Origin of the sequence: Lentzea sp. NEAU-D7 (assembly GCF_026242055.1) — a bacterium.
GTDB lineage: Bacteria > Actinomycetota > Actinomycetes > Mycobacteriales > Pseudonocardiaceae > Lentzea.
This window is the reverse complement of sequence record NZ_JAPJDL010000003.1, coordinates 244,442-266,922: the sequence shown is the minus strand read 5'-3', so window position 1 is coordinate 266,922 and position 22,481 is coordinate 244,442. Positions and strand designations below refer to the sequence as shown.

Here is a 22,481-nt window from a genome sequence, read left to right as displayed (position 1 = left end):
CGGCCTGAATTTCGGAGCGGACGTGTGATCTGCGACGAGTTCAAGGTTGAGCGGAACACACTCAACTTTTCTGACGTTGTGCGGGATGATGGTCCATGCTTGAGGCTGACCACGAGGTGGAGGAATGGACGCTTTCAACCCGACGACCAAGACGCAGCAGGCCGTCTCCGCGGCGGTGCAGGCCGCGACGCTGAACGGGAACCCGGACGTGGGTTCCGTGCACCTGCTCAGTGCACTGCTGGCGCAGACGGACGGGTTGACCGCGCCGTTGCTGTCGGCGGTGGGTGCCGACCCGGCTCAGGTGCGCAAGGAGCTGGAGCAGCTCTCCCGCTCGTTGCCCAGTGCTTCCGGTTCCACCGTGTCCGCCCCGCAGTTCTCGCGCGACGCCGTGCGGGTGCTCGGCAAGGCCCAGGAGCTCGCCACCGAGATGGGTGACGAGTACGTGTCCACCGAGCACCTGCTCGTCGGGCTGGCGCAGCACGGCGGCCAGGTGGCCGACCTGCTGCGGCGGCACGGTGCGACGCCCGACGCGCTGACCGACGCCTTCGCGAAGGTGCGCGGGTCCGCGCGGGTGACGTCGGCCGATCCCGAGGGCACCTACAAGGCGCTGGAGAAGTACGGCGTCGACCTGACCGAACGTGCGCGCAAGGGCGAGCTCGACCCCGTGATCGGCCGTGACGCCGAGATCCGCCGGGTCGTGCAGGTGCTGTCGCGGCGCACCAAGAACAACCCGGTGCTGATCGGCGAGCCCGGTGTCGGCAAGACGGCGATCGTCGAGGGCCTCGCGCAGCGCGTCGTGGCCGGTGACGTGCCGGAGTCGCTGCGCGGCAAGAAGGTCGTCGCCCTGGACCTCGGCTCGATGGTCGCGGGCGCCAAGTACCGCGGTGAGTTCGAGGAGCGGCTCAAGGCCGTGCTGAAGGAGATCACCGACTCGGCCGGGCAGGTCATCACGTTCATCGACGAGCTGCACACGATCGTCGGTGCCGGTGCGACCGGTGAGTCGGCGATGGACGCCGGCAACATGATCAAGCCGATGCTCGCCCGCGGTGAGCTGCGCATGGTCGGTGCCACGACCCTGGACGAGTACCGCGAGCACATCGAGAAGGACGCCGCCCTGGAACGCCGCTTCCAGCAGGTGCTGGTCGGCGAACCCTCCGTCGAGGACACGGTCGGCATCCTGCGCGGGCTCAAGGAGCGCTACGAGGTGCACCACGGCGTCCGCATCACCGACGCCGCCCTCGTCGCCGCCTCGACGCTGTCCGACCGCTACATCACCGCGCGCTTCCTGCCGGACAAGGCCATCGACCTCGTCGACGAGGCCGCGTCCCGGCTGCGCATGGAGATCGACTCGCGGCCCGTCGAGATCGACACCGTCGAACGTGCCGTGCGGCGCCTCGAGATCGAGGAGATGGCGCTGGCCAAGGAGTCCGACCCGGCGTCGATCGAACGGCTGCACGCCCTGCGCGCCGAGCTCGCGGAGAAGCGCGAGGAGCTGTCGGCGCTGACGGCCAGGTGGCAGAACGAGAAGGGCTCCATCGACCGGGTGCGCGCCCTGAAGGAGCAGCTGGAGTCGTTGCGCGGCGAGTCCGAACGGGCCGAGCGCGACGGTGACCTCGGTCGTGCCGCCGAGCTCCGCTACGGCCGGATCCCCCAGCTGGAGAAGGAACTCTCCGTCGCCGCGGAATCCACACAGGACGCCGCGATGCTGAAGGAGGAGGTCGGCCCCGACGACGTCGCGGACGTGGTGTCGGCGTGGACCGGCATCCCGGCCGGCCGGCTGCTGGAGGGCGAGACCGCCAAGCTGCTGCGCATGGAGGACGAGCTCGCCCGCCGGGTCGTCGGCCAGGCCGAGGCCGTGCGGGTCGTGTCGGACGCGGTGCGCAGGACGCGCGCCGGAGTCGCCGACCCGGACCGCCCGACCGGCTCGTTCCTGTTCCTCGGCCCCACCGGTGTCGGCAAGACCGAGCTCGCGAAGGCGCTGGCGGCGTTCCTGTTCGACGACGAGCGGGCGATGATCCGCATCGACATGAGCGAGTACTCCGAGAAGCACTCGGTGGCCCGCCTGGTCGGCGCGCCTCCCGGCTACGTCGGGTACGACCAGGGTGGCCAGCTGACCGAGTCGGTTCGCCGCCGCCCGTACTCGGTCGTGCTTCTCGACGAGGTCGAGAAGGCGCACCCGGACGTGTTCGACGTGCTGCTGCAGGTCCTGGACGACGGCCGCCTGACCGACGGCCAGGGCCGCACGGTCGACTTCCGCAACACGATCCTGGTGCTCACCTCGAACCTGGGCTCGCAGACCATCGTGAACCCGTCGCTGACCGAGCTGGAACGCAAGGACGCCGTCATGGGCGTCGTGCAGCGGCACTTCAAGCCGGAGTTCCTGAACCGGCTGGACGACGTCGTGGTGTTCCACGCGCTCGCCACCGAGGAGCTGACCTCCATTGTGGACATCCAGATCACCCGTCTGGCTGACCGGCTCGCGGCTCGTCGCCTGACGCTGGACGTCACGCCGGCGGCACGCGACTGGCTGGCGCTGAACGGCTTCGACCCGATCTACGGGGCCAGGCCGCTGCGGCGGCTCGTGCAGTCGGCGATCGGTGACCAGCTCGCGAAGGAGCTGCTGGCCGGCGAGGTGCGCGACGGCGACAAGGTGCGGGTCGACGTGCTGGACGACAACAGCGGCCTGATCGTGGGCCGCGCGGCTTAGTGCCTCTAGTGGGTGGTTTCCGCCGTTATCAGGGCGGAAACCACCCACGACCTGTTTGACCAGGCGTTCGTGTGCTCGCGTACGTCGATTCGGCACACGCAGGTCACGACGCGCGGAAGTGATCTTCGTTCCTCGCCTCCGACCCACTAGGCTCTGGCTGTGGGCATACCGGCGTGGGTCTGGTTCACCGTCGCCGCGGTGGCGGGCGTGGCGGGGTTCGCCCTGCTCGCGACCGACCGGGCGCAACGAACCGCGCGTAATCGTGAACGGCGCCGTTGGGCTGCTCTGCGCGGCTGGCAGTTCGAGGAGACAGACCACGTGCTGCCGACCCGGTGGGAAGCCGGGGCCATCGCGTACTACGGCACGGGTCTCGCCCGTGACGTCGTCGCGGGCTCCACCTTCACCGCCGACGGGCGCAGGCAGGTCTACGTGCTCGATCACGAGACAGGCGGCAAGGTCAACTCCGTGCTGGTCGGCGTGCGCTGCCGCAGGGCGCTGTCGGTGGTGATCGAACTGTGGCTGTCGACGGTCCCGTTCCAGCGCGACAACGACAAGGTGCCGATGCCCGACCTGCTCGGGCCGGTGGGGTCGCGGTACGCGTTCGTCACCGACGTGCCGGCGGCTCGCAAGATCATCACACCGGACCTGATCGACGCCGCCGAGGAGATCGGGGGCGACGTCACCGTCGTCTGGATGGAGAACGACTGGGTACTGGCCGCCGCGCCGCCGAACTCGTCGCCCGCGCGCCTCGAACGGCTGCTGCGCGACGTCGGTGAGCTCGCGGACGTCATCGACCCGTTCGACCCGGACCCGTCCGAGCGCGAGGAGCCGGTGGCCGAAGAGAACGAGGGCGGCGAGGTCTACCGCCCGTCGTTCGGCCGCAAGCAGCCCTGACGAAAACCTCCACCGAAGCCGCTGCCGAACACCCGGCAGCGGCTTTTTCGTCGCCTGCGCACGCCTGGACCATGTGACGTTGGGTGATCAACAAGATTTACGTACCGCCTGTCGTGCCGCCTCGACCAGCGCTATTCCACACCGCATCCAAAGTAGTGTGAGCTACATCACACTTCGCTCTGTGTAAAACATCGGCGCTTGATTCAGATACTCCGTGCAGCAAGTCCGTCGTGTCCCCGAACCCCCGGAGGGAAGCACGATGTACGGAGGAAAGATTGTCCCGCCCGCAGCCGTGGCCGGTACGGCGTCCGTCGTGACGCTGGCCAACACGGGTGCGTCTGTCGGGTGGATGCTGTTCGGCGGTGTGGCGCTGGTCGTCTCCGGCCTCGCCCTTCGCCTGTTCGTGCTCCGCCGTCCGGCGAAGCGCGAAGCGTGATCATCGGCGGCCTTCGGCCCCGGCGACTTTCCGACTACCGTTCGGTGGCATGCCAACCGCATTGGTGACCGGATCGACCGTCGGGATCGGGGCCGCCTTCGCCCGCAGGCTCGCGGCCGAGGGATACGACCTCGTGCTGGTCGCGCGCACCGCGTCCGCACTCGAAGAACTCGCGAAGCAGCTGCACGACCGCCACGGCGTGAACGTGGACGTCCTGCCGGCCGACCTCAGCGACCACGACGACCGCCTGAAGGTCGAGCAGCGACTGGCCGAGTCGGCCGTCGACCTGCTGGTCAACAACGCGGGCTTCGCGAACACCGGCGAGTTCTTCGCCGCGGACGTCGACGACCTGCAGGCCCAGCTCGACGTCAACGTCACCACGGTGCTGCGGCTGTCCAGGGCCGCCATCCCCGCGATGATCGCGCGCGGCAAGGGCGACGTGATCAACGTGTCCAGCGTCGCCAGCTTCCTGCCCGGCCGCGGGACGAGCTACAGCGCCGACAAGGCGTGGGTGACGATGTTCTCCGAGGGCATGTCCCTCGCGGCGGAGGGCACCGGCGTGCGGGTCATGGCGCTGGCCCCCGGTTTCGTGCGGACCGAGTTCCACAAGCGCGCGAAGATCGACATGTCGAAGACCCCGAACTGGCTCTACGTCGACGTCGACAAGCTCGTCCACGAGGCGCTGCGCGACCTGCGCCGCGGCAAGCCGCTGTCGATCCCCGGCCTGCAGTACAAGGCGATCGTGACCATCACGGGGCTGCTGCCCCGCGCGCTCGTGCGCAAGATGGCGTCCCGGTTCGCGGGCGGCCGCGGTCGCACGTGATTGGAACCGTTCGGCCTAACGGCGCGTCGGAGCGGTCGTGAGCGAACAGTTCCAGGTCGAACCGGACGAGCTGCGCGGGTACAGCGAGCTGCTGGACCGCAACGCCCAGCACTTCCTGACCATCAAAGACCACGCCATCTCCAAGGGCGGCGACACCAGCGGGTTCACCGGCCTGCTGACCTTGCTGCACCCCGTCGTGACCGGCGTCGCGCGCCTCTACGGCGAGACGCTGGACTTCGCGAACAAGACGATGCTCAAGGACGCCGACGCGCTGCGGAAGACGGCCGACTCCTACGAGAAGGTCGACCTGCACGGCGTCCAGCTGGTGCAGCGGGCCGGGGGTGGCCGATGACCACGGCGTACGCGGACGTCCAGGACCCGTCGGTCGCGCTGAACGCGGCCGCGGAGAACCGTCCTGGCCGGCAGACCACCAAGGAGCTGATCGAGGCCGCCGGGTGGAAGCTGCAGGGCGTCAACTGGATCTACGAGAAGGTCACCGGCGAGAACCTGATCGAGTCGCTGATCAGCCCGCTGGTCGGCGACTTCGAGAAGATCGACGCCAACGCCAACGCGTGGGACCAGGTCGCCAAGGCGCTCGACGCCGTCCGGCACAACGTCGGTGACGGCGTCGGTCAGCTCAACCCGCACTGGAACGGTGGTGCCGCGCAGGCGTTCGAGCGCCGCATGGACACCATGTGGGTCATCGCGATCGAGGCGGACTCCCAGGTCGCCCGGATCATCGGCAACAAGTTCCAGTCCATGGCCTCCGCGTGCCGGTCGGCCACGAAGGTCGCGCTGTTCCTGCTCGACAAGCTCTGCACCATGCTGCTCGAGGCGGCGATGACCGCGGTGATCCCGGTCGTCGGCTGGGGCCGCGCGGTGTGGATGGTCTACGACGCGATCCAGATCGTCGACGCGATCCGCAAGATCATCCAGTCGATCATGACGCTGATCGAGGGCGTCCAGGGCATGGTCGACGGCATCGTGGCCATGGGCACGGCGCTGATGAAGCTCAAGGACGTGCGGGACGTGAACGACGCGCTGGACGTCGTCGACGGCGTCCAGGACGGCAAGCAGAAGTACGACAACGGCGTGGCCGCGGCCAAGTCCGGCGCGATCGGTGTCGGCCTCGGTGCCTACAGCCTCGGCAAGGCCGGTTCCGCGGCCTCCGGCCGGTACAGCACCCCGAGCTCGGGCAGCGGCGGCGGAGCCGGTGGCGGCGCTCCCGCTCCCGCCCCGGCACCCACCGGCGGGGGTCAGCAGTGACGTTCCCCTACGACCAGGCGCGGCTGCAGGCCCTGTTCTCCGAGGTCGACTCCAGGGTTGACGACCTCGGGAAGGTCGCGACGGCCGCGTCGCAGGTGCAGCGCAGGTCGCGCGGGCTCTCCGAGCAGGACCTCGCCGAGATCGAGCGGTTCGCGAAGTCGCCGGGCGCGCCGAAGGAGCTCAAGGACCTCCAGCGGCGCGTGGACGCGGGCGAGATGTCGTGGGCCGACGTCGCGTCCGGCCGCGCGGTGAACGACGAGGGCGTGCAGAAGGCGCTCGCGGTCGGCGTTCCCGACCTCCAGCGCGCCTACCGCGCGATCGAGGAGGGCCAGGACATCGACGACATCATCACCTCGGGCAACCCGGCAGCCCACCAGCCGCCGCCCCGCCCGCGCCGTGATGACGACGAGGGCGACGGCCCGAGCCACTTCCGCGAGGACGCCTGGTAGCCAGGCCTAGACGGGCCAGTCCACCCCGCCGCTGCTCGTGTGGCTGGTCCCGGTACCCCGGACGACGTCGAAGGCGACCGCGCAGGCGGTCGCCAGAGACCGCAGCGGCTCGGTCACCTGCGGGTTGATCCGGACGACGTCGCGGCGTACGCGCCTGCCGTCCCGCTTGGCACGGCCACCGGTCTCGATCCGCGCGACGTCGCCGAAGAAGCAGAGCTGCTGACCGCTCGCGTCGTGCAGCGACTGCTGCCACGCGCCGTGGGTCTTGATCGTCCCGATCACCTGGCCCTGCGGCGTGCTGACGCGGACCTGCGACCGCCGCCCGAATCCCCTGCTGATGTGCATGATCGGCTGGCCGTGCGGGGCGACGACGTCGAGCTCGAACGTCGTCCAGCCCGAGAACCCGGTGTGCCGCAGGGGCCGCTGCAGGCCGGGGCCGGATCGTTCCCTGACCACCGCCACCGGAGCGCCGTGCTCGTCGAACACCTCCACCCGGTAGTGCGGCCGGAACAACAGGCTCATCGCGGTCCACGGCTGTTCGACGTAGAGGGTGCTCACGGTGATGCAGCGTACGAGGCGTCGGACGCGCGGGTGTGCGAAGCTTGCGACCCGTGCGAACTGAAGTGGTCTTGGACGCGAACGCTAAGTCAGAACTCGCTCGTCTCGTGAGCGAATTGGCCGTGGTGCACGGCAAGGTGACCCTCTCCAGCGGCAAGGAAGCCGACTACTACGTCGACCTGCGGCGGGCGACGCTGCACCACGCGGCGGCACCGCTGATCGGCAAGCTGCTGCGGCAGCTCACGTCGGACTGGGACTTCGTCGCCGTCGGCGGTCTGACCCTCGGCGCGGATCCCGTCGCCTACGCCATGATGCACTCCGCCGGCGCGGACGGTGACGTGCTCGACGCGTTCGTCGTGCGCAAGGCGAACAAGGCCCACGGCATGCAGCGCCAGATCGAGGGCATCGACGTGCGCGGCCAGCGGGTGCTCGCGGTCGAGGACACCTCCACCACGGGTGGTTCGGTGCTCACGGCCGTCAACGCGCTGCGCGAGCACGGGGCCGACGTGATCGGCGTCGCCACGGTCGTCGACCGCGGCACCGGCGCCAAGGAGGCCATCGAGGCCGAGGGTCTGCAGTACCGCTACCTGCTCGACCTGAACGATCTCGGGCTCGCCTGAGGTTTTATCGAGAGCGCTTCGAGCCACCCCGTCTTAGTCTGGAGGACGGGGTGGTGCGAATGGCCAGGGTCTTCGCCGAAGCGGTCATGCTGCTGCACTTCGCCGTGCTGGCGTTCCTGCTGGTGGGCGGGTTCATCGCATGGCGGTGGCGTGGTGTGATCTATCCGCACCTGGCGATCGGCGCGTGGGCTGTCCTGAGCCTGCTGATGCCGGTGACGTGTCCGCTGACGACCGCGGAGGAGTACCTCCGCGCGCAGGCGGGCATGCCGCCGCTGGGGACGGGTTTCATCGACCACTACATCGACGGCGTCTGGTATCCGGAAAGTGCGTCGACACTGGTCCAGCTGGTGCTGGGGTCGATCGTGATCATCTCGTGGATCGGCTTCTATGCTGGTCACCGTGCTGCTCGAAGGCTTTCACGCTGTTAAGCACGCGTTGCGCTTCGGCGCCGACGTGCACCCGCTGATCACGACGGACCTCGCCGCCGCGATCAGCCTCGCCGAGACGCACGCACCCGACCTGCGCGAGCGGTTCGAGGCCGCCACGGAGGTCGACCAGAACCACTTCAAGCTCAGGGTCGGCCGCACGCACCCGACGGGTGTGGCGGGGTTCGCGGAGAGGCCCGACCTGCCGTTCGACCGGGACGCCCCGGTCGTCCTGCTCGACAACCCGCGCAACCTCGGCAACTTCGGCGCCGCCATCCGGGTGGCTGCCGGCCTCGACGCGGGTGGCGTGATCTCCACCGGTGACGTCGACCCGTGGCACCCCAACGTGCTGCGGGGGTCGGCCGGACTGCACTTCGCGCTGCCGGTCGCCAAGGTCGGCAGCCTCGACTTCTCCGGCGAGCTGATCGCGTTCGACGCGGACGGTGACCTGCTGAAAGGCCCGATCCCCGACGACGCGGTGCTGGCGTTCGGCTCGGAACGCCACGGGCTCTCGGCAGAGGTCCGCGAGAAGGCCGTGAGGATCGTCCGGCTGCCCATGCGCGAGAAGGTCAGCAGTTACAACCTCACAACTTCTGTGGCCATGGGCCTGTACCACTGGGCGATTCACCGAGCTTCTTGACCGGTCAAGCACGCACGATGGCCAGGTGGTGATCGCGAAACTGCTGGCGGCACGCGCGGGTGTCGCGGAGCGCGCGGTGTACTCCAGGCACCTTCGGCGGGTCTGGGGTGTGCCGGGCACGCTTCTCGGCGCGAGGGCGTGGCCCCCGCTCTTCAAGGACAAGATCCACACCAGCTTCAACTACTGGTGGCAGGCGCACCTGCTGGACTGCATGATCGACGGTTACCTGCGCTCGCCCAGCGAGCTGCGCAAGACGGCCGTCGCCAAGGTCGTGCGGGGCATCCGGGTGCGCAACGTCCTCGGCTGGACCAACGACTTCTACGACGACATCGCGTGGCTCGGCCTCGCCCTGCAGCGCGCCCAGCGCGAGGTCGGCATCGCCAAGCCCAAGGCGCTGGACGCGATCGCCGTGCGGCTGCGCGACGGCTGGACCGACCACGCCGGTGGCGGTATCTGGTGGAAGCGCAACGACGACTTCAAGAACGTCCCCGCGAACGGTCCGGCCGCGATCTTCCTGGCCCGCCAGAACGAACGCACCGACCTCGCCCGCGCGCGGTCCATCGTGGACTGGGTCGAGGAGCACCTCGTCGACCCCGGGAACGGTCTCGCGTGGGACGGCCTGCACGTCCACCCCAACGGCGAGATCCGCGAGTACGAGAAGAACATCTACACGTACTGCCAAGGAGTTCTCATAGGCGCGTGCGTCGAGCTGGCCCAGCACGGGCAGCAGGACAAGTGGCTCGACAAGGCCGCCCGCACGATCACCGCCGTGCACGACGACCTCGCCACCAACGGCGTGATCCGGGGTCAGGGCGGGGGTGACGGCGGCCTGTTCGCGGGCATCCTCGTCCGCTACCTGGCCCAGGCCGCGCTGATCATTCCCGGCCTCGACCCCGAACGGCACGAGACGGCCGACCTGGCCAGGGAGCTCGTGGTGCAGTCGGCGGAAGCGGCGTGGAACAACCGCGTGATGGCGGTGAGCGGGCCGCTGTTCGGTCCCGAGTGGGCCGCCCCGGCCGACGAGGTGGAGGGCCGCGACCTGTCCGTCCAGCTCGGTGGCTGGATGTGCCTGGAGGCGGCCGCCCTGCTCGAACGGAACGGTCTGGACGTCGCTACTGCTTGAGCCAGCCCAGCAGCGTCCTGGCGTCCTCGCGGAACTGCTCCGGCGAGTCGTCCAGCACGAACTCCAGCAGCGCGTTGCGCTCGACGCCGTCGCGCGCCAGCTCGGTCAGCACCGGCTTCCAGAGGTCACGGCGCTCGGCGAGCGGGAACCGCTCCTCGAAGCCACCGGTGCCCCACGAGAAGACGTGCGCCGTCACCGGCTCCAGCGTCCGCACCTCGTGCACGGCCGAGAACACGTCCTGGCCTCCGCGCGGCTGCCAGTACGACACCACGCCGTCGACCTCGTCGAGCAGCTGCACCGTCGAGTCCAGCGTGTCCGTCAGAGTGTTCCGGTGGTACTCCAGCGCGATCTTCGTGCCCATCGCCTCCGCGTGTTCGACGGCGTGGTGCAGCGCATCGACCACCGGCGCGCGGTCGGGGCACTCCTCCGATCCGGACGTGCCCGCCCAGACCCGCACGAGCGGCGCGTCGAGCTCGGCCGCGGTCTCCAGGATCGGCGCCAGGTCGGCCCGGTCGGAGACGCCCGCGCGGTAGTACGACCCGTACGCGGCTACCTTCAGGCCCGTGTCCAGCGCCCGCCGCGCCGCAGCGAAGTCGCCGGGCGGCACGTGCACGTCGCCGCCCCACTCGACGGCCTGCAGCCCGCACTCGGTCGCCAGCTCGCCGATCTCGGAGATCGTGAGCTGGCGGAACGTCACCGAGACCAGCCCCGGGATCAGCATCCGCAGGACTGCCTGTGCCGGAGCGAGGGCGCGAGCCGGATCGTCTCCGGCGGCCTCTGCGGGTCGGCGATGCGGGAGAGCAGCAGCTTCACCGCGGTCCGCCCGATCTCCTCGACCGGCTGGGCCAGTGTCGTGAGCGGCGGTTCGATCAGGGTGGCCCACTCGACCTCGTCGTAGGCGACGACGGCCAGGTCGGTGCCGAGCTTCAGGCCGCGGGCCCGAGCCTCGTGCAGCATGCCGACCGTGACGAGGTGGTCCGCCGCGACGACGGCCGTGGCCGGGTCCTCCTGGTCGAGCAGCGGCGCGAGCCAGCCGCTCTGCGACACCAGCGCCTCGTCCCACTTCAGGCCCGCGCGGCCGAGGCCGAGGCGGTAGCCGAGGATGCGTTCCTCGGTCGTCGCCACGCCCGCCTGGCCGCAGACGATGCCGATCCGGCGGTGGCCCAGCTCCGCGAGGTGTTTCACCAGACCCGACGTGGCCTGCACGTTCTCCGGCCCGACCTGGTCGATGTCCTTGGCCACGGTCAGCCGGTCGACCAGCACCGTGGGGATGTTCAGCCTCTTGAGCTCCGGCAGCACGAGGCTTCCCCCGGCGCCGGCGGACGGTGTGAGCAGCAGCCCGTCGACTCTTCGCGAGCGCAGTGTTCTGACCGCGGTCTGCTCGGATTCGGGGGTGTCCCTCGTGTCGATCAGCACGAGCGAATAGCCGTTGCGAGTCGCCTCGGACTCGATGGCGGCGATCAGCTCGGCGAAGTACGGGTGGGAGACCAGTGACACGGCCAGGCCCAGCGACTTCGTGCCGCCCATGACCAGCGATCGCGCGATCGCGTCGCCCGTGTACCCGGTCTCGTCGATCGCCTTCTGGACGCGCTCGCGCGTGTCCCCGGCGACCGGCCTCGTCTCGTTGATCACGTGTGACACCGTGGTGATGGAGACCCCCGCGAGAGCCGCGACATCCCGCATGGTGACCATGACCTGGGACCATACCCGTTTGGAGGAAGGCCAGATGGCAGCCGTGCTGTGTGTCGGGCTCACAACTCTCGACGTGACCCAACGGGTGGACGAGTTCCCGGACGCCGGGCAGAAGGTCCGCTCGCTGAGCGCGGTGTTGTCGCCCGGCGGTCCGGCGGCCAACGCGGCGCGTGCGGTCGCGGCACTGGGCGGCGGGTCCGCGTTGCTCACCGCACTGGGTGCCGACGCATTGGGTGAATTCGTCAGGGCCTCCTTGGACCCGGTCCAAGTGACCGCCGTGCCGGGCACGACGCCCGTGAGCATGGTCGTCGTCAGAGACGCTGATGGGGAGCGCACGGTCGTTTCGCGGAACGCCTCGGTGCCGGTGACGGCGCCGGATTTGTCTGATCTTCTGGCTGCCGCGGACGTGGTGCTCTTGGACGGACACCACGAAGGCCTCGCGATCCCGGTCGCCCGGCGGGCGAAAGCCGCGGGATTGCCTGTGGTGCTCGACGCCGGGAGCTGGAAACCTGTCCTCGATCACCTGTTGCCGCTGGTGGACGTGGCCGCCTGCTCTCACGGGTTCGAGCGGTCCGAGGCCGAGGTGCACTCCTACGGGGTGCCGCTGGTCATTCGCACGCACGGTGCGAAGCCGGTCACCTGGTCGCGGAACGGCTCTTCCGGAGAGCTGCCCGTCCCCGCGGTGGAGGTGAAGGACACGAACGGTGCCGGCGACGTCTGGCACGGCGCGTACGCCTACGCGCTGGCGTCAGGCGCGGACCCGGTGGGTGCCATCGGCTTCGCGTCGGAGGCGGCCGCCGTTCGCGTCGGTGCGGTCGGGGACTGGGTTGAGGAGCTGGCACGGTGGCAGGACAGCAGGTCAGGTTCGACGAGCTGCTAGAACGGGCTCGGGTTCTCACCGATCAGGGTGAGCGCAAGATTCTCGGCATCGGCGGCGCACCCGGTTCGGGCAAGTCGACACTCGCGCGGAGGCTCGTCGAGGCGCTCGACGGCCAGGCCGTGCTCGTCGAGATGGACGGCTTCCACCTCGCGCAGAGCGAACTCGAACGGCTGCGGCTGGTCGAGCGCAAGGGCGCGCCCGACACGTTCGACATCCCCGGCTACGTGGACCTGCTCGGCCGGATCAAGGCCTGCGGCCCGGACATGATCTACGCGCCGGAGTTCCGCCGCGAGATCGAGGAACCGATCGCCTGCGCCGTGCCGGTGCACCCGGACGTCCCGCTCGTCGTCACCGAGGGCAACTACCTGCTGCTCAACTACGACAAGTGGAAACGCGTCCGGATCATCCTGGACGAGGCGTGGTTCCTGTTCATCGACGAGGACGTGCGCGTGCAGCGCCTGATCGACCGGCACCTGCGGTACGGGCGCACCTTGTCGGAGGCGGAGGAACGGGTGCTGCACGGCACCGACCACGTCAACGCGTTGATGGTGAACTCGTCGAAGGGGTCGGCCGACCTGCTGATCACCGAGGTCCTGTAGGCAACCGGACCGGCGGCGCGTGCGTGCTTCCCGCGGGGGGATGAGACGTGGACTCTGCGCTGGGAATCCTGTTGCGCCATCACCGGATCGCCGCCGGACTCACCCAGGAGGCGCTGGCCGAGAAGGCCGGCCTGAGCGGTCAGGCGGTCGGCTCCCTGGAACGGGGCGACCGCCGGTACCCCCATCGCGCCACGGTGCTCCGGCTCGCCGACGCGCTCGGCCTGAGCGCGGACGAGCGGGCCGAGTTCGCCGCGGCCGCCGCCCGCACGCCCCAACCCCGCCGCACGCCGTGCGCACCGGTCAGGCAGCTGCCCGCCGCGCCGGTGCGGTTCTCCGGGCGGGAGGCCGAGGTCGCCGAGCTGACCGGCCTCGTCGAACGGTCGGGCGTGGTGGTCGTCGCGGGCATGGCGGGAGTCGGCAAGACGTCGCTCGCGTTGCACGTCGCCCACCGCGTCGGCGAGCTCTTCCCCGACGGCCAGCTCTACCTGGACCTGCGCGGAAGCCTGCCGCCGCAGGACGCGCTGGGCCAGCTGCTGCGCGCGCTCGGCAGGCCCGACCACGGCGGGACGCTGGCCGAGACCGCCGCGCGGTTCCGGTCCGCACTGGCCGGGAAGCGGGTGCTGCTCGTGTTCGACGACGCGGCGACGGCCGGCCAGATCCAGCCGCTGCTGCCCGGCACCGCGGGCTGCGCGACGGTCGTGACCAGCCGCCGGGCCATGGACACCCTGCCGCAGGCCCGTCACCTGAGGCTGGACGTGCTGCCCGAGCGCGAGGCGCTCGACCTGCTCGCGGCCTACGCGGGACCGGAACGGACCGCCGCCGACCCCGAGGCCGCTGCGCGGGTCGTGGAGCACTGCGGACGGCTGCCGCTCGCCGTCCACCTCGCCGGTGCCCGGCTCGCGTCCCGCCCTGCCTGGCCGCTCTCCCACCTCGCCCGCCGGCTGGCCGTGCGCAGGCTCGACGAGCTGGACCGCGACGACGCGGGGATCCGCGCGAGCTTCGCCGTGTCCGTCGACCAGCTGGTCCCGTCGGACCAGAGCGCGTTCACGCTGTTCGGCGTCTTCGAGGACGTGTCGCTGCCGGTCGCCGCCCGGTTGCTCGACGTGGACGGGCTCGCCGCCGAGCTGGTGCTGGAACGGCTGGCCGACCTGCACCTGGTGCAGGCCACGACGCCCGGCCGTTACCGGATGCACGACCTCGTCCGGGCCTATGCGCGTGAACAGCCCGCGGACCCCGAGGCGCTGGGCAGGGTCGCCGGTCTGTTCGTCGCGGTGGCGTGGCGGTCGGTGGCGCTCGCCGTGCCGCACAGCTTCCGCGGCACCTGGGCCGACCCGGCGTGGGCGCAGGGTGCGCCGGACTTCACCACGGCCGCGGCGGCGTTCACGTGGCTCGACGAGCACCGCCCCCACCTGGTCGGCCTCTGCCGGACGCCCGGTGTGCCGGCCGGGGCGCTGGTCCGGCTCGCGACCGGCCTGTTCCCGTACTACCTGAGCCGCGGCCATCGCGAGGACTGGGCCGAGATGTGCCGGCTGGCGTTGCCCGTGGCGAGCGACCCGCCGGCGCGCGCGATCGTGGAGATGGACCTGGGCGTCGCGCTGCAGGACGCCGGTCACCTGCACCGCGCCCTGGCGAGGTTCCGGGAGCTGGGCGACACCAACGGCGTGGCGGTGTGCCTCACCAACCTCAGTGAGGTGATGGAGACCGTGGAGATGGGTGAGGAGAGCCTCGCTCTGGCGCGTGAGCTGGGACTGAAGTGCGTCGAGGCCGCGGTGTTGGAACACCTGGGAAGTGCCTACGGCAAGAGAGGAGACCACGCGCGCGAGCTCCGTTGCTATCAGGAAAGCCTGAGGCTCAGCTCTCTCGAAGGCGACGATCGGGGGTGCGCGGGCGTGCTGCACCGGATCGGCGCGCTGCACCGCCGGTCGGGCCGGACCGAGGACGCCGCGACGGCGCTGGCGAGGAGTCTGCACCTGTTCCGCGAGGGTGCCGACGCGGCGGGTGAGGCGGCGAGCCTGGAGGAGCTGGGGCTGGTGCACCTGCTGCGCCGGGACCGGGCGACGGCGGCGGAGACGTTGCGCCTCGGCCTCGGCATCGCCGAGCGGCACGGCGACCTGGGACGGCAGGCGAGCCTGCGGCGGCACCTCGCGAAATGTGGAGGTTGATCGTGGAGGTTGTCGCTGTTGAGGTTCTTGCGTTCTCGCAACCATCGACGACATGAACAACTTCTCGAGGAAACTCGCCAGGACGGTCGTCGCCGGCGCACTCGCCGCAGTGGCCGTCGCCGTCGCCACGCCCGCCGCCTCGGCCGCGGCACGCGACGGCGTGTGCAACAACAACGAGATCTGCCTCTACCACTTCAGCGCCTTCAGCGGATCGCTCTCGGACTTCACCGGGAACATCGCGAACTACGGCGACTCGCAGCCGACCTGCTACGAGTTCAAGAAGCCGAATGCGGCGGGCTACCTGCAGTGCGTCAAGAACAACGCCGCATCGGTGTGCAACACGACCGACCGCGACGTCCGCGTGTACTTCAACAGCAACTACGGCGGCGCGTTCGACACGGTTCCGGCCAACACCTGCCGCAACCTCGTCAACACCTACTACGAGAACGCGTCACACAGGTTCATCTAGGACGCGACGTCGACAGTCTCGTCGATCGGCTTCGCCATCTCCTGGCGGTAGCGCCACACGCCCCAGCCGGTGCCGCCCAGGAAGAACGCGACGCTGACGACGATCGCCGCCGTCTCGAGCCACGGGATCTGCTGCAGGACGCCCGCGCCGTAGTAGCCGGCCAGCACCAGCGTCGGCACCCAGGCGATGGCACCGATGGTCGTGGCGAGCGTGAACCTGCGGAGGTCCATCCTCGCCGCGCCCGCGATCATCGGTGCCAGCGTGCGGATCCACGGGATCCAGCGGGCGAGCACGACGGCCCAGAACCCGCGGCGGTCGAGGAACTCGCCCGCGCGTTGCAGGTTCTGCCGGTTCAGCACCTTGCCGCCCTTGCGGGCGAGCACGCGCGTGCCGGTGCCACGGCCGATGAAGTACCCGACCTGGTTGCCGACGACGGCGATGATCAGAGCCGCGAGGGACAGCAACCACGCCGACAGCTCGCTGTTGTGCGTCGCCAGCACCACGCCGGCCGCGAACAGCAGCGAGTCACCGGGCAGGAAGAGCCCGAAGATGAAAGCGCACTCGACGAAGATGAAGCTCAGCACGATGACCCAGACGGCCACCGGACCCGCGGTCTCCAGCGAGGCGAAAGCATGCGCCACGGTGAGCCAGCCTACGTCGTGCCGGGCCGGCGTCGCGGCGACTTCGGGCTGACGGGAGGGCGAAATCTGGGTTGAGCACGCTGAGTCACCGCATGAACTCCGTTCCGCCGAGATCACCTCGGGTGAACCGGCCGAACCGGACTAGCGTGGGAGCCATGGAGAGCTTGCTCGCAGAACTCCGCAGCGCAGTGGGTGACTCCGGCGTCCTGACCGATGCCGACGTCACCGCGAGCTACCGGCGCGACATGATGCCGCTGGCGCCGCACGGCAGTCCGTTGGCGGTGGTGTTCCCGCTGGACACCGAGCAGGTCCAGGCGGTGGTGAGGGCGTGCGCGAGCCACCGGGTCCCGATCGTCCCCCGCGGCGCGGGCAGCGGTCTCTCCGGCGCCGCGAACGCCATCGAGGGCTGCGTCGTCCTGGTCACGACGAAGATGGACGCGATCGTCGAGATCGACACCGACAACCGCCTAGCCGTCGTCGAGCCGGGCGTGGTCAACCTCGACCTGCGCGGCGCCGTGGAGAAGCACGGCCTGTTCTACCCGCCGGACCCGAGCAGCTACGACTGGTGCACGATCGGCGGCAACCTCTCCACCAACGCGGGCGGCCTGTGCTGCGTGAAGTACGGCGTGACCACCGACTCCGTGCTCGGCCTGGAGGTCGTGCTGGCCGACGGCGAGGTGCTGCGGACGGGCCGCCGCACGGTCAAGGGCGTGGCGGGCTACGACCTCACCAAGCTGTTCATCGGCTCCGAGGGCACGCTCGGCGTGATCACCAAGGCCACGCTGGCGCTGAAGCCCCTCCCGCAGGCCCCTGCGACGCTCGTCGCCGCGTTCGGCAGCACCGCCACGGCGGGTGCCGCGGTCAGCCGGATCGTCCGCGAGGGCCTGGTGCCGTCGCTGATGGAGATCATGGACCGCACCTCGATCGAGGCCGTCGAGCAGTACCTGAAGACCGAGCTGGGTGCTGGGCCGGGCTGCGCGGCGTTGCTGATCTGCCAGTCCGACGCGGGCGGTGAGCAGGCCCGCCACGAGCTGCGCAAGATCGAGGAGATCTGCCTGGAGGCCGATCTCGTCTACGCGACCCACGACGTCAACGAGGGCCGCGACCTGCTGACCGCGCGCAGGGCCGTGCTGACCGCGCTGGAGGTCTACGGCTCGTGGCTGACGGACGACGTGTGCGTGCCGCGCACCCGCATCGCCGAGCTCATCCAGGGCTGTGAGGACATCTCCGCGGAGGTCGGCCTCAAGATCGCCGTCGTCGGCCACGCGGGCGACGGCAACATGCACCCGACGATCGTCTACGACCCCGCCGACGCCGACCAGTTCGCCCGCGCGCAGAAGGCGTTCGACGACATCCTCGCGGTCGGGCTCGCGCTGGGCGGCACGGTCACCGGCGAGCACGGCATCGGCAAGATAAAGCGCGAGTGGCTGGCGAAGGAGATCGGGCCGGTCGGCCTCCGGGTCCACCGCGAGATCAAACGCGCGCTGGACCCGGACAACCTGTTCAACCCCGGCTCGATGTTCGATCAGCAGCAGGTCCGCTGAACGGCGGGGAACGGCTCCTGGGCCGCTTTCTCCACCTCGGCGAGCACCTGCCTGCGCACGTCCGGACCGAGCACGCGCCCGCGCGTCAGCACGGTGTGGATCCGTTGCGTGTTGCGGATGTCGGCCAACGGGTCGCCGTCCAGCACGACGAGGTTCGCCTCCTCGCCGGGCTTGAGCACGGCGCCCCGCGTCCCGGCCTTCAACGCCGCCTTCGGTGACAGGCCCGCGTCGACCAGCAGCTCCAGTTCGTCGTGCACCGAGAAGCCGGAGAACGAGTACGGGTTGCCCGCGTCCGTGCCGAGCAGGACCTCGACGCCGTGCGAGTGCATCTCGGCGACCATCTCCTGGCGGCGCCGGAAGAACTCGGCCTGCTGCCGGATCTCCCGCGGTGTCACCGGAACCCACCGAGTCAGCCCGTCGCGCCACAGGTCCCGGTAGAACGCCGGCATGTACTTCATCCGCGGGTCGTTCGCGAACCTGTCCGCGGGACTGGAGTACACCCGCATCGCGACCATCGTCGGGCACAACGCGGAGTTGTTGCGCCGCAACCGCTTCGCGAGTTGCAGAGCCTTGGTCCGGCTGTGCGAGAGAGTTGCCTGCCGTTCGAACTCGAGCACCTGCTTGAACCACGCGAACGGATCCGCAGGGTCGAGCGGCAGGCCCGCGATCGCCTGGCGCAGCTGGGTTTCCCGCGTGCTGGTGGCGAGCGGCAGGCCGTACATGTGCTCGAACGTGCGCTGCCCCAGGTCACTCGCGTCGCCCAGCGGCACGTGGTTCGAGCAGTGCCCGGCGAACGTGACGGCCTGCCGGGAGCACTCGTCGGCGATGGCCGCGAGCGTCGCACGGTCCAGGTACGAGTAGACCTTCACGAAGTCCGCGCCCTGCGCCTTCGCGTCCCGCACGGCCTGCCGGCCCTCGTCGGGCGTGCTGACGATCAACGCGCCGGGCAACGTCGAGTGCGGTCCGTCGATGATCGTGCTGCCGACGACCAGCCGAGGCCCGAGCACCTCACCCCGCTCGATCCGTTCGCGCAGCTCGTAGATCGGCGGGAAGCCCCACATCTCACGGATGCCCGTCACGCCGTTGACCAGGCACAGCGGCAACGTGATCCGGTCGAGGAACGCGCCGTGCACGTGCATGTCCCACAGGCCGGGGATGACGAACTTGCCGTTGAGGTCGAGCACCGCGGAGCCGCGCGGCAACGGCAGGTCGCACGAGCCGACGGCGAGAACCCTGTTGTCCGCCAGCACGATCGTGGCGTTGGAACGCACGCCGGACGAGTCGATGAGGGTGCCACCGCGCAACGCGGTGACGCTCGTGGAAGCGCTGACCTGGCCCGGCAGGAACAGGCTCGCGCCTGCCGCCGCACCGAGCCCGGCCAGCCATCCCAGCACTTCACGTCGAGTGGTGTCGGTCATGCCGTTCAACCAACACCTTGACGTTGCGTGAGACTCAAATGCTTTCGGCGAGACCGCCTCGGTCATGGCCGTGGCACCTGGCAGAGGATGTGGAGATGACACCGAGGTCTGGGGCGTTCGGAGCTCTGCTCAACATCGCGGAGGACGAGCACGCTTCTTGGCGCGCGGTCCAGTTGGCCGGCCGAGGAATCGCGCTGTACGCGTTCGCCAACCAGAAGATGCCGGCGGAGAAGGCCACGTTGAGCGCAGAGGAACTCGCCAGCAGGCTCATCGCGGAGGAGGAGATGCTCGAGGACCTGGAAACGGCCTGGCGTTCCTACGAGGACGGCGACCTCTCTCCCGGGGACCTCGTTCCGCGGCTGGAGGCGTTCGTCAACGGGTTCCGGGAACACCACCCCGAGGAAGCCGACAGCTAGGACCGCGGCCTGTGGCCGAGCGTTCTAGCTGTCACACGGCACGGCAGGCCCTGAGGTAGCTGAGGAACGAGGCCTGCAGACCGGTCACGTGCGTCTCGCGCAGCACCTCGCTGGTGACGGCCGCGCCGCGGGAGATGAGGCGGTGCAGGACGGTGGCCGCGTTCTTCGTGAGGTTCTGGTAGACGGGCACGTTCCCGAGGATCTCCCGGTCGTTGAAGGTCAGGTGGAGCTTGGCCGGCTGCGAGCCCAGCTCCTCGATCTGCGCGAAGACCTGGCTGCCCTCGCTGGCGACGCCAGGGCTGCCCGCTCCGACGCTCTCGAAGAGGGTGGTGCCGGTGAGCCAGGCGTAGAGGCTGAAGAGTCCGCCGTAGGAGTAGCCGAAGAGGCCGTGACCGGTCGTGGCCGTGCCGTAGTCGCGTTCGATCCGAGGGTGCAGTTCCGAGGTGAGGAAGCTCAGGAACGCGTCGGCCCGTGTGTCCCGCAGTTCGTCGACGTAGGCGTCGGCCTGCTCGCGGGTCATCGCACCCGACTGGACTCCCATCTCCACGGCGTCGAGGAACTCCTGGGCGACGGGCTCGCCGGGCGGCACGAGGTCCCTGTTGCGCAGCCTCGCCCAGTGCTCCGCGTCCTCGCCCGCGTAGCCCACGCTGACCTGGATGTACGGCTTGATCTTCTGCATGGGGTCCTGCTGGGTGACGATGAGCGGCGCCGTCAGGCCCACGGCCCAGTTGCCGTCGAGCACGTAGACGGCGGGCGCCGGCGCCGTGGCGGGGTCGTAGTTCGGCGGCGTGGTGACCCAGACGCCGTAGTCGTGCCCGCCGCTGGAACGCAGCTCGAAGTAGTCGGTGTCGGCCAGGCAGCCGTTCCACATGGTGCTCATCGGAGATCCTTCACGACACGTCCGGCTTGGACGACTAGTACGGCGTTGGCTGGGTCGGCGAAGACGTTCGGGTCTTCGAGCGGGTTTCCGTTCCAGAGCACGAGATCTGCCTGTTTGCCGGGAGCGATGACGCCCACCTCGGCCAGACCGGTGATCTCGGCGTTGGTCTTCGTGGCCGCCACGAGAACTTCCATCGGTGTCTCGTGCTGCGCGCGCAGCACGAGTTCCTCGCCTCGGCGGTCCTGGACCGGGCCGATGAGGTCGGAACCCAGCCCGATCCGCACCCCGGCCTCCTTGGCGACGGCGAGTGCCCCGGCCATCCGCTCGCGCACCCCCGCCACTCGATCGCGGACCGGTTCGCCCAGACCGGCTGCGGCTGGGTCGTGCAGCAGCCGTTCGACTACGGCGAACGTGGGTACGAGGGCGACACCGCGAGCGGCCATCAGGGCGGCTGTCGGCTCGTCGAGATCCGTACCGTGCTCGACGCAGCGCGCCCCGGCCTCGACCGCGTTCCGGATGCCTTCGTTGTTGTGGGCGTGCACCGTCACGTAGGTGCCGCGCGCCGCGGCCTCCTGCACGGCGACGGCGATCTCCTCGACGGTGAACTGGGTGTCGGCCAAGCGGTCCTTGCCGCCCACCACCCCACCGGTCACGCAGAGCTTCAGGAACGACGCCCCGCGCCGGAACGCCTCGCGCACGTTGCGGCGCAGCTCGTCCGCGTTGCCCGCCATCATGGACAGGGCGCACAGACCAGGAACGTGGTGGCTGCTCCACAGCTCGGTGGGCTCCCACTCGGCCCCGTAGTAGCCGTGGCCGCCGGTCTGGCACTGAACAGGCCCGCACGACACCACGCGCGGCCCTCTGACCTTGCCCTTCGCGATCGCGGTGACGACACCGCCGTCGATCCCGCCGGTGTCCCGGACGGTCGTGAAGCCCGCGTCGAGCGCCGCTCCGGCCGTGGCGAAGATGTCCGCCGCGATCTCGGCGGCGCTGATCTGGAACGAGAACTGCGGCCCGACCAGGCTCGACAGTCCCAGGTGGACGTGGGCGTCGATGAGGCCGGGCGTCATGGTCAGCCCGTCGGCGTCGAGCCGCTCGCCGTGCGCGCTGGAGGCACCGAGCCCGGTGATGCGCCCGTCCTCGACCGTGACGGCGGCGTCGTCCGGATCGCGACCCGACCCGTCCACGACCGTCGCGCCCACCACCTGGAAACGTCCCACGAACCCTCCGACGAGTTTTCCAATGGATAAATCTCTTTTCCAATGGATAAACTACGGCGGTGGACCTGTCAAGCACGGCACGTGAGCGCCTCCTGGCGCGGCTACTCGACGTCTTCGACGACGGCCTGCCGCCACCGGAGACCTCGCTGCGCGAGATCGCGGCACGGGCCGAGACCAGCCACGCGCTCCTGCGGTACCACTTCGGGTCGCTCACGGGCGTCCTGGCGGCTCTGCTCGCGGCACAGCGGACCCGCGACAACGAGGCGTTGTTCCGCGAGGCGGGGCAGGGCACCTTCGCCGACCTCGTCCTGGCGATCTGGCGGGCCTACACCAGCCCGGAGCAGCTGTCGCGCGTCCGCGGGTTCTTCCACGTCGTGGGGCTGGCCGCGTACAGCCCGGACGACTTCGGCGAGTTCGTCTCGTCGCTGGACGACCTCACCAGGATGCTGGCCTCGCTGGCGGAGCGCGAAGGGCTCGGCCCCGGCGAAGCGCTCACCAGGGCCACCGTCACCGTCGCGGCCATCCGCGGCCTGCTGCTGCAGGAGGTTCTGACGCCGGGGGCCTGCTCGGAGGACGCGGTCGCGCTGATCCTGCGCCTGTAGTGCCGGCGGGCCATGAC

Annotated in this window: 25 protein-coding genes; 18 read left to right on the top strand and 7 right to left on the bottom strand. The window is 70.0% G+C overall.

Annotated features, from left to right (window positions below; all coding sequences use genetic code 11):
• Window positions 1-124: 124 nt before the first annotated feature.
• The 7 genes from clpB (at window position 125) to ORI60_RS08155 (ending at window position 6,575) form a co-directional block, all read left to right on the top strand.
• On the top strand, window positions 125-2,707 hold the full coding sequence (gene clpB, locus ORI60_RS08185) for an ATP-dependent chaperone ClpB (RefSeq protein WP_266035954.1): 2,583 nt from the start codon (window positions 125-127) through the stop codon (window positions 2,705-2,707).
• Window positions 2,708-2,866: 159 nt separating this feature from the next.
• Entirely contained in the window at window positions 2,867-3,601 is a 735-nt protein-coding gene (locus ORI60_RS08180) for a hypothetical protein (RefSeq protein WP_266035952.1), read from the top strand.
• A 259-nt stretch (window positions 3,602-3,860) separates the two neighbouring features.
• Window positions 3,861-4,037 (top strand): LPXTG cell wall anchor domain-containing protein, encoded by a 177-nt coding sequence (locus tag ORI60_RS08175; protein ID WP_266035950.1) that lies wholly within the window; start codon window positions 3,861-3,863, stop codon window positions 4,035-4,037.
• Window positions 4,038-4,086: 49 nt separating this feature from the next.
• Complete coding sequence (locus ORI60_RS08170; protein ID WP_266035948.1) at window positions 4,087-4,860, top strand: SDR family NAD(P)-dependent oxidoreductase; 774 nt, start codon at window positions 4,087-4,089, stop codon at window positions 4,858-4,860.
• 37 nt (window positions 4,861-4,897) lie between these two features.
• Complete coding sequence (locus tag ORI60_RS08165; RefSeq protein ID WP_266035946.1) at window positions 4,898-5,212, top strand: hypothetical protein; 315 nt, start codon at window positions 4,898-4,900, stop codon at window positions 5,210-5,212.
• Window positions 5,209-6,126, top strand: a complete 918-nt coding sequence (locus ORI60_RS08160; protein ID WP_266035944.1) for a WXG100 family type VII secretion target — start codon at window positions 5,209-5,211, stop codon at window positions 6,124-6,126. Before ORI60_RS08165 ends, ORI60_RS08160 begins: the two co-directional genes overlap by 4 nt.
• Window positions 6,123-6,575, top strand: coding sequence for a hypothetical protein (locus ORI60_RS08155; protein ID WP_266035942.1), 453 nt, complete (start codon window positions 6,123-6,125; stop codon window positions 6,573-6,575). The genes ORI60_RS08160 and ORI60_RS08155 overlap by 4 nt, the downstream gene beginning before the upstream one ends.
• A 6-nt stretch (window positions 6,576-6,581) precedes the next feature.
• Here the strand turns inward: ORI60_RS08155 and ORI60_RS08150 are convergent, their stop codons facing one another.
• Entirely contained in the window at window positions 6,582-7,133 is a 552-nt protein-coding gene (locus tag ORI60_RS08150; protein ID WP_266035940.1) for a hypothetical protein, read from the bottom strand.
• A 65-nt stretch (window positions 7,134-7,198) separates the two neighbouring features.
• Between ORI60_RS08150 and pyrE the strand changes: the two genes are divergently transcribed.
• The 4 genes from pyrE to ORI60_RS08130 are packed head-to-tail and all read left to right on the top strand — an operon-like array spanning window position 7,199 to window position 9,941.
• Window positions 7,199-7,753, top strand: coding sequence for an orotate phosphoribosyltransferase (gene pyrE, locus ORI60_RS08145; protein ID WP_090066190.1), 555 nt, complete (start codon window positions 7,199-7,201; stop codon window positions 7,751-7,753).
• A gap of 59 nt (window positions 7,754-7,812) precedes the next feature.
• Window positions 7,813-8,181 carry a DUF2784 domain-containing protein gene (locus ORI60_RS08140; protein WP_266035938.1) on the top strand — a complete coding sequence of 123 codons (369 nt, stop codon included), beginning with the start codon at window positions 7,813-7,815 and terminating at the stop codon, window positions 8,179-8,181.
• Window positions 8,141-8,818, top strand: coding sequence for a TrmH family RNA methyltransferase (locus ORI60_RS08135; RefSeq protein ID WP_266035936.1), 678 nt, complete (start codon window positions 8,141-8,143; stop codon window positions 8,816-8,818). The genes ORI60_RS08140 and ORI60_RS08135 overlap by 41 nt, the downstream gene beginning before the upstream one ends.
• 25 nt (window positions 8,819-8,843) lie before the next feature.
• Window positions 8,844-9,941: a glycoside hydrolase family 76 protein gene (locus tag ORI60_RS08130; RefSeq protein WP_266035934.1), complete on the top strand. Its 1,098-nt coding sequence runs from the start codon at window positions 8,844-8,846 to the stop codon at window positions 9,939-9,941.
• Here the strand turns inward: ORI60_RS08130 and ORI60_RS08125 are convergent.
• Both ORI60_RS08125 and ORI60_RS08120 read right to left on the bottom strand, forming a co-directional pair.
• Window positions 9,931-10,662 carry a sugar phosphate isomerase/epimerase family protein gene (locus ORI60_RS08125; protein ID WP_266035932.1) on the bottom strand — a complete coding sequence of 244 codons (732 nt, stop codon included), beginning with the start codon at window positions 10,660-10,662 and terminating at the stop codon, window positions 9,931-9,933. The two genes, ORI60_RS08130 and ORI60_RS08125, sit on opposite strands and share 11 nt — an antisense overlap.
• Window positions 10,656-11,633 carry a LacI family DNA-binding transcriptional regulator gene (locus ORI60_RS08120; RefSeq protein WP_266035930.1) on the bottom strand — a complete coding sequence of 326 codons (978 nt, stop codon included), beginning with the start codon at window positions 11,631-11,633 and terminating at the stop codon, window positions 10,656-10,658. The genes ORI60_RS08125 and ORI60_RS08120 overlap by 7 nt, the downstream gene beginning before the upstream one ends.
• Before the next feature lie 34 nt (window positions 11,634-11,667).
• Here ORI60_RS08120 and ORI60_RS08115 point away from each other — a divergent pair, with 34 nt between their 5' ends.
• From ORI60_RS08115 to ORI60_RS08100, 4 genes are read left to right on the top strand one after another with little or no spacing between them, the layout of a single operon-like run.
• Window positions 11,668-12,513, top strand: coding sequence for a PfkB family carbohydrate kinase (locus tag ORI60_RS08115; RefSeq protein WP_266035928.1), 846 nt, complete (start codon window positions 11,668-11,670; stop codon window positions 12,511-12,513).
• Entirely contained in the window at window positions 12,477-13,112 is a 636-nt protein-coding gene (locus ORI60_RS08110; protein WP_045315649.1) for a nucleoside/nucleotide kinase family protein, read from the top strand. The genes ORI60_RS08115 and ORI60_RS08110 overlap by 37 nt, the downstream gene beginning before the upstream one ends.
• 47 nt (window positions 13,113-13,159) lie before the next feature.
• Entirely contained in the window at window positions 13,160-15,274 is a 2,115-nt protein-coding gene (locus ORI60_RS08105) for an ATP-binding protein (protein ID WP_266035923.1), read from the top strand.
• Between the two features lie 52 nt (window positions 15,275-15,326).
• Complete coding sequence (locus ORI60_RS08100) at window positions 15,327-15,743, top strand: peptidase inhibitor family I36 protein (RefSeq protein ID WP_266035922.1); 417 nt, start codon at window positions 15,327-15,329, stop codon at window positions 15,741-15,743.
• Here ORI60_RS08100 and ORI60_RS08095 read toward each other — a convergent pair.
• Window positions 15,740-16,384: a DedA family protein gene (locus ORI60_RS08095; RefSeq protein WP_266035919.1), complete on the bottom strand. Its 645-nt coding sequence runs from the start codon at window positions 16,382-16,384 to the stop codon at window positions 15,740-15,742. The genes ORI60_RS08100 and ORI60_RS08095 overlap by 4 nt on opposite strands.
• 155 nt (window positions 16,385-16,539) lie before the next feature.
• Here ORI60_RS08095 and ORI60_RS08090 point away from each other — a divergent pair, with 155 nt between their 5' ends.
• The gene (locus ORI60_RS08090) at window positions 16,540-17,928 is read left to right on the top strand and encodes an FAD-binding oxidoreductase (protein WP_266035917.1); all 1,389 of its coding nucleotides are present in this window, start codon (window positions 16,540-16,542) and stop codon (window positions 17,926-17,928) included.
• Here ORI60_RS08090 and ORI60_RS08085 read toward each other — a convergent pair.
• A complete protein-coding gene (locus ORI60_RS08085; protein WP_266035915.1) occupies window positions 17,910-19,346 on the bottom strand; it encodes an amidohydrolase family protein in 1,437 nt (478 codons plus the stop codon). The two genes, ORI60_RS08090 and ORI60_RS08085, sit on opposite strands and share 19 nt — an antisense overlap.
• A gap of 95 nt (window positions 19,347-19,441) precedes the next feature.
• On the opposite strand from ORI60_RS08085, the gene ORI60_RS08080 reads away from it, so the two are divergent.
• A complete protein-coding gene (locus tag ORI60_RS08080) occupies window positions 19,442-19,762 on the top strand; it encodes a hypothetical protein (protein WP_266035913.1) in 321 nt (106 codons plus the stop codon).
• 31 nt (window positions 19,763-19,793) lie between these two features.
• On the opposite strand, the gene ORI60_RS08075 is transcribed toward ORI60_RS08080, so the two are convergent.
• Together ORI60_RS08075 and ORI60_RS08070 are read right to left on the bottom strand one after the other, a co-directional pair.
• The gene (locus ORI60_RS08075) at window positions 19,794-20,642 is read right to left on the bottom strand and encodes an alpha/beta hydrolase (RefSeq protein ID WP_266035911.1); all 849 of its coding nucleotides are present in this window, start codon (window positions 20,640-20,642) and stop codon (window positions 19,794-19,796) included.
• The gene (locus tag ORI60_RS08070; protein ID WP_266035909.1) at window positions 20,639-21,862 is read right to left on the bottom strand and encodes a metal-dependent hydrolase family protein; all 1,224 of its coding nucleotides are present in this window, start codon (window positions 21,860-21,862) and stop codon (window positions 20,639-20,641) included. Before ORI60_RS08070 ends, ORI60_RS08075 begins: the two co-directional genes overlap by 4 nt.
• 59 nt (window positions 21,863-21,921) lie before the next feature.
• On the opposite strand from ORI60_RS08070, the gene ORI60_RS08065 reads away from it, so the two are divergent.
• A complete protein-coding gene (locus ORI60_RS08065; RefSeq protein WP_266035907.1) occupies window positions 21,922-22,464 on the top strand; it encodes a TetR/AcrR family transcriptional regulator in 543 nt (180 codons plus the stop codon).
• Window positions 22,465-22,481: the final 17 nt, after the last annotated feature.

Excerpts from the sequence above, each read along its gene's own strand:
- clpB (WP_266035954.1), top strand. The coding sequence starts at position 125 with ATGGACGCTTTCAACCCGACGACCAAGACGCAGCAGGCCGTCTCCGCG.
- ORI60_RS08175 (WP_266035950.1), top strand. The coding sequence starts at position 3,861 with ATGTACGGAGGAAAGATTGTCCCGCCCGCAGCCGTGGCCGGTACGGCG.
- ORI60_RS08170 (WP_266035948.1), top strand. The coding sequence starts at position 4,087 with ATGCCAACCGCATTGGTGACCGGATCGACCGTCGGGATCGGGGCCGCC.
- ORI60_RS08160 (WP_266035944.1), top strand. The coding sequence starts at position 5,209 with ATGACCACGGCGTACGCGGACGTCCAGGACCCGTCGGTCGCGCTGAAC.
- ORI60_RS08140 (WP_266035938.1), top strand. The coding sequence starts at position 7,813 with ATGGCCAGGGTCTTCGCCGAAGCGGTCATGCTGCTGCACTTCGCCGTG.
- ORI60_RS08135 (WP_266035936.1), top strand. The coding sequence starts at position 8,141 with ATGCTGGTCACCGTGCTGCTCGAAGGCTTTCACGCTGTTAAGCACGCG.
- ORI60_RS08125 (WP_266035932.1), bottom strand. The coding sequence starts at position 10,662 with ATGCTGATCCCGGGGCTGGTCTCGGTGACGTTCCGCCAGCTCACGATC.
- ORI60_RS08120 (WP_266035930.1), bottom strand. The coding sequence starts at position 11,633 with ATGGTCACCATGCGGGATGTCGCGGCTCTCGCGGGGGTCTCCATCACC.
- ORI60_RS08115 (WP_266035928.1), top strand. The coding sequence starts at position 11,668 with ATGGCAGCCGTGCTGTGTGTCGGGCTCACAACTCTCGACGTGACCCAA.
- ORI60_RS08100 (WP_266035922.1), top strand. The coding sequence starts at position 15,327 with ATGAACAACTTCTCGAGGAAACTCGCCAGGACGGTCGTCGCCGGCGCA.
- ORI60_RS08090 (WP_266035917.1), top strand. The coding sequence starts at position 16,540 with ATGGAGAGCTTGCTCGCAGAACTCCGCAGCGCAGTGGGTGACTCCGGC.
- ORI60_RS08085 (WP_266035915.1), bottom strand. The coding sequence starts at position 19,346 with ATGACCGACACCACTCGACGTGAAGTGCTGGGATGGCTGGCCGGGCTC.
- ORI60_RS08080 (WP_266035913.1), top strand. The coding sequence starts at position 19,442 with ATGACACCGAGGTCTGGGGCGTTCGGAGCTCTGCTCAACATCGCGGAG.
- ORI60_RS08075 (WP_266035911.1), bottom strand. The coding sequence starts at position 20,642 with ATGAGCACCATGTGGAACGGCTGCCTGGCCGACACCGACTACTTCGAG.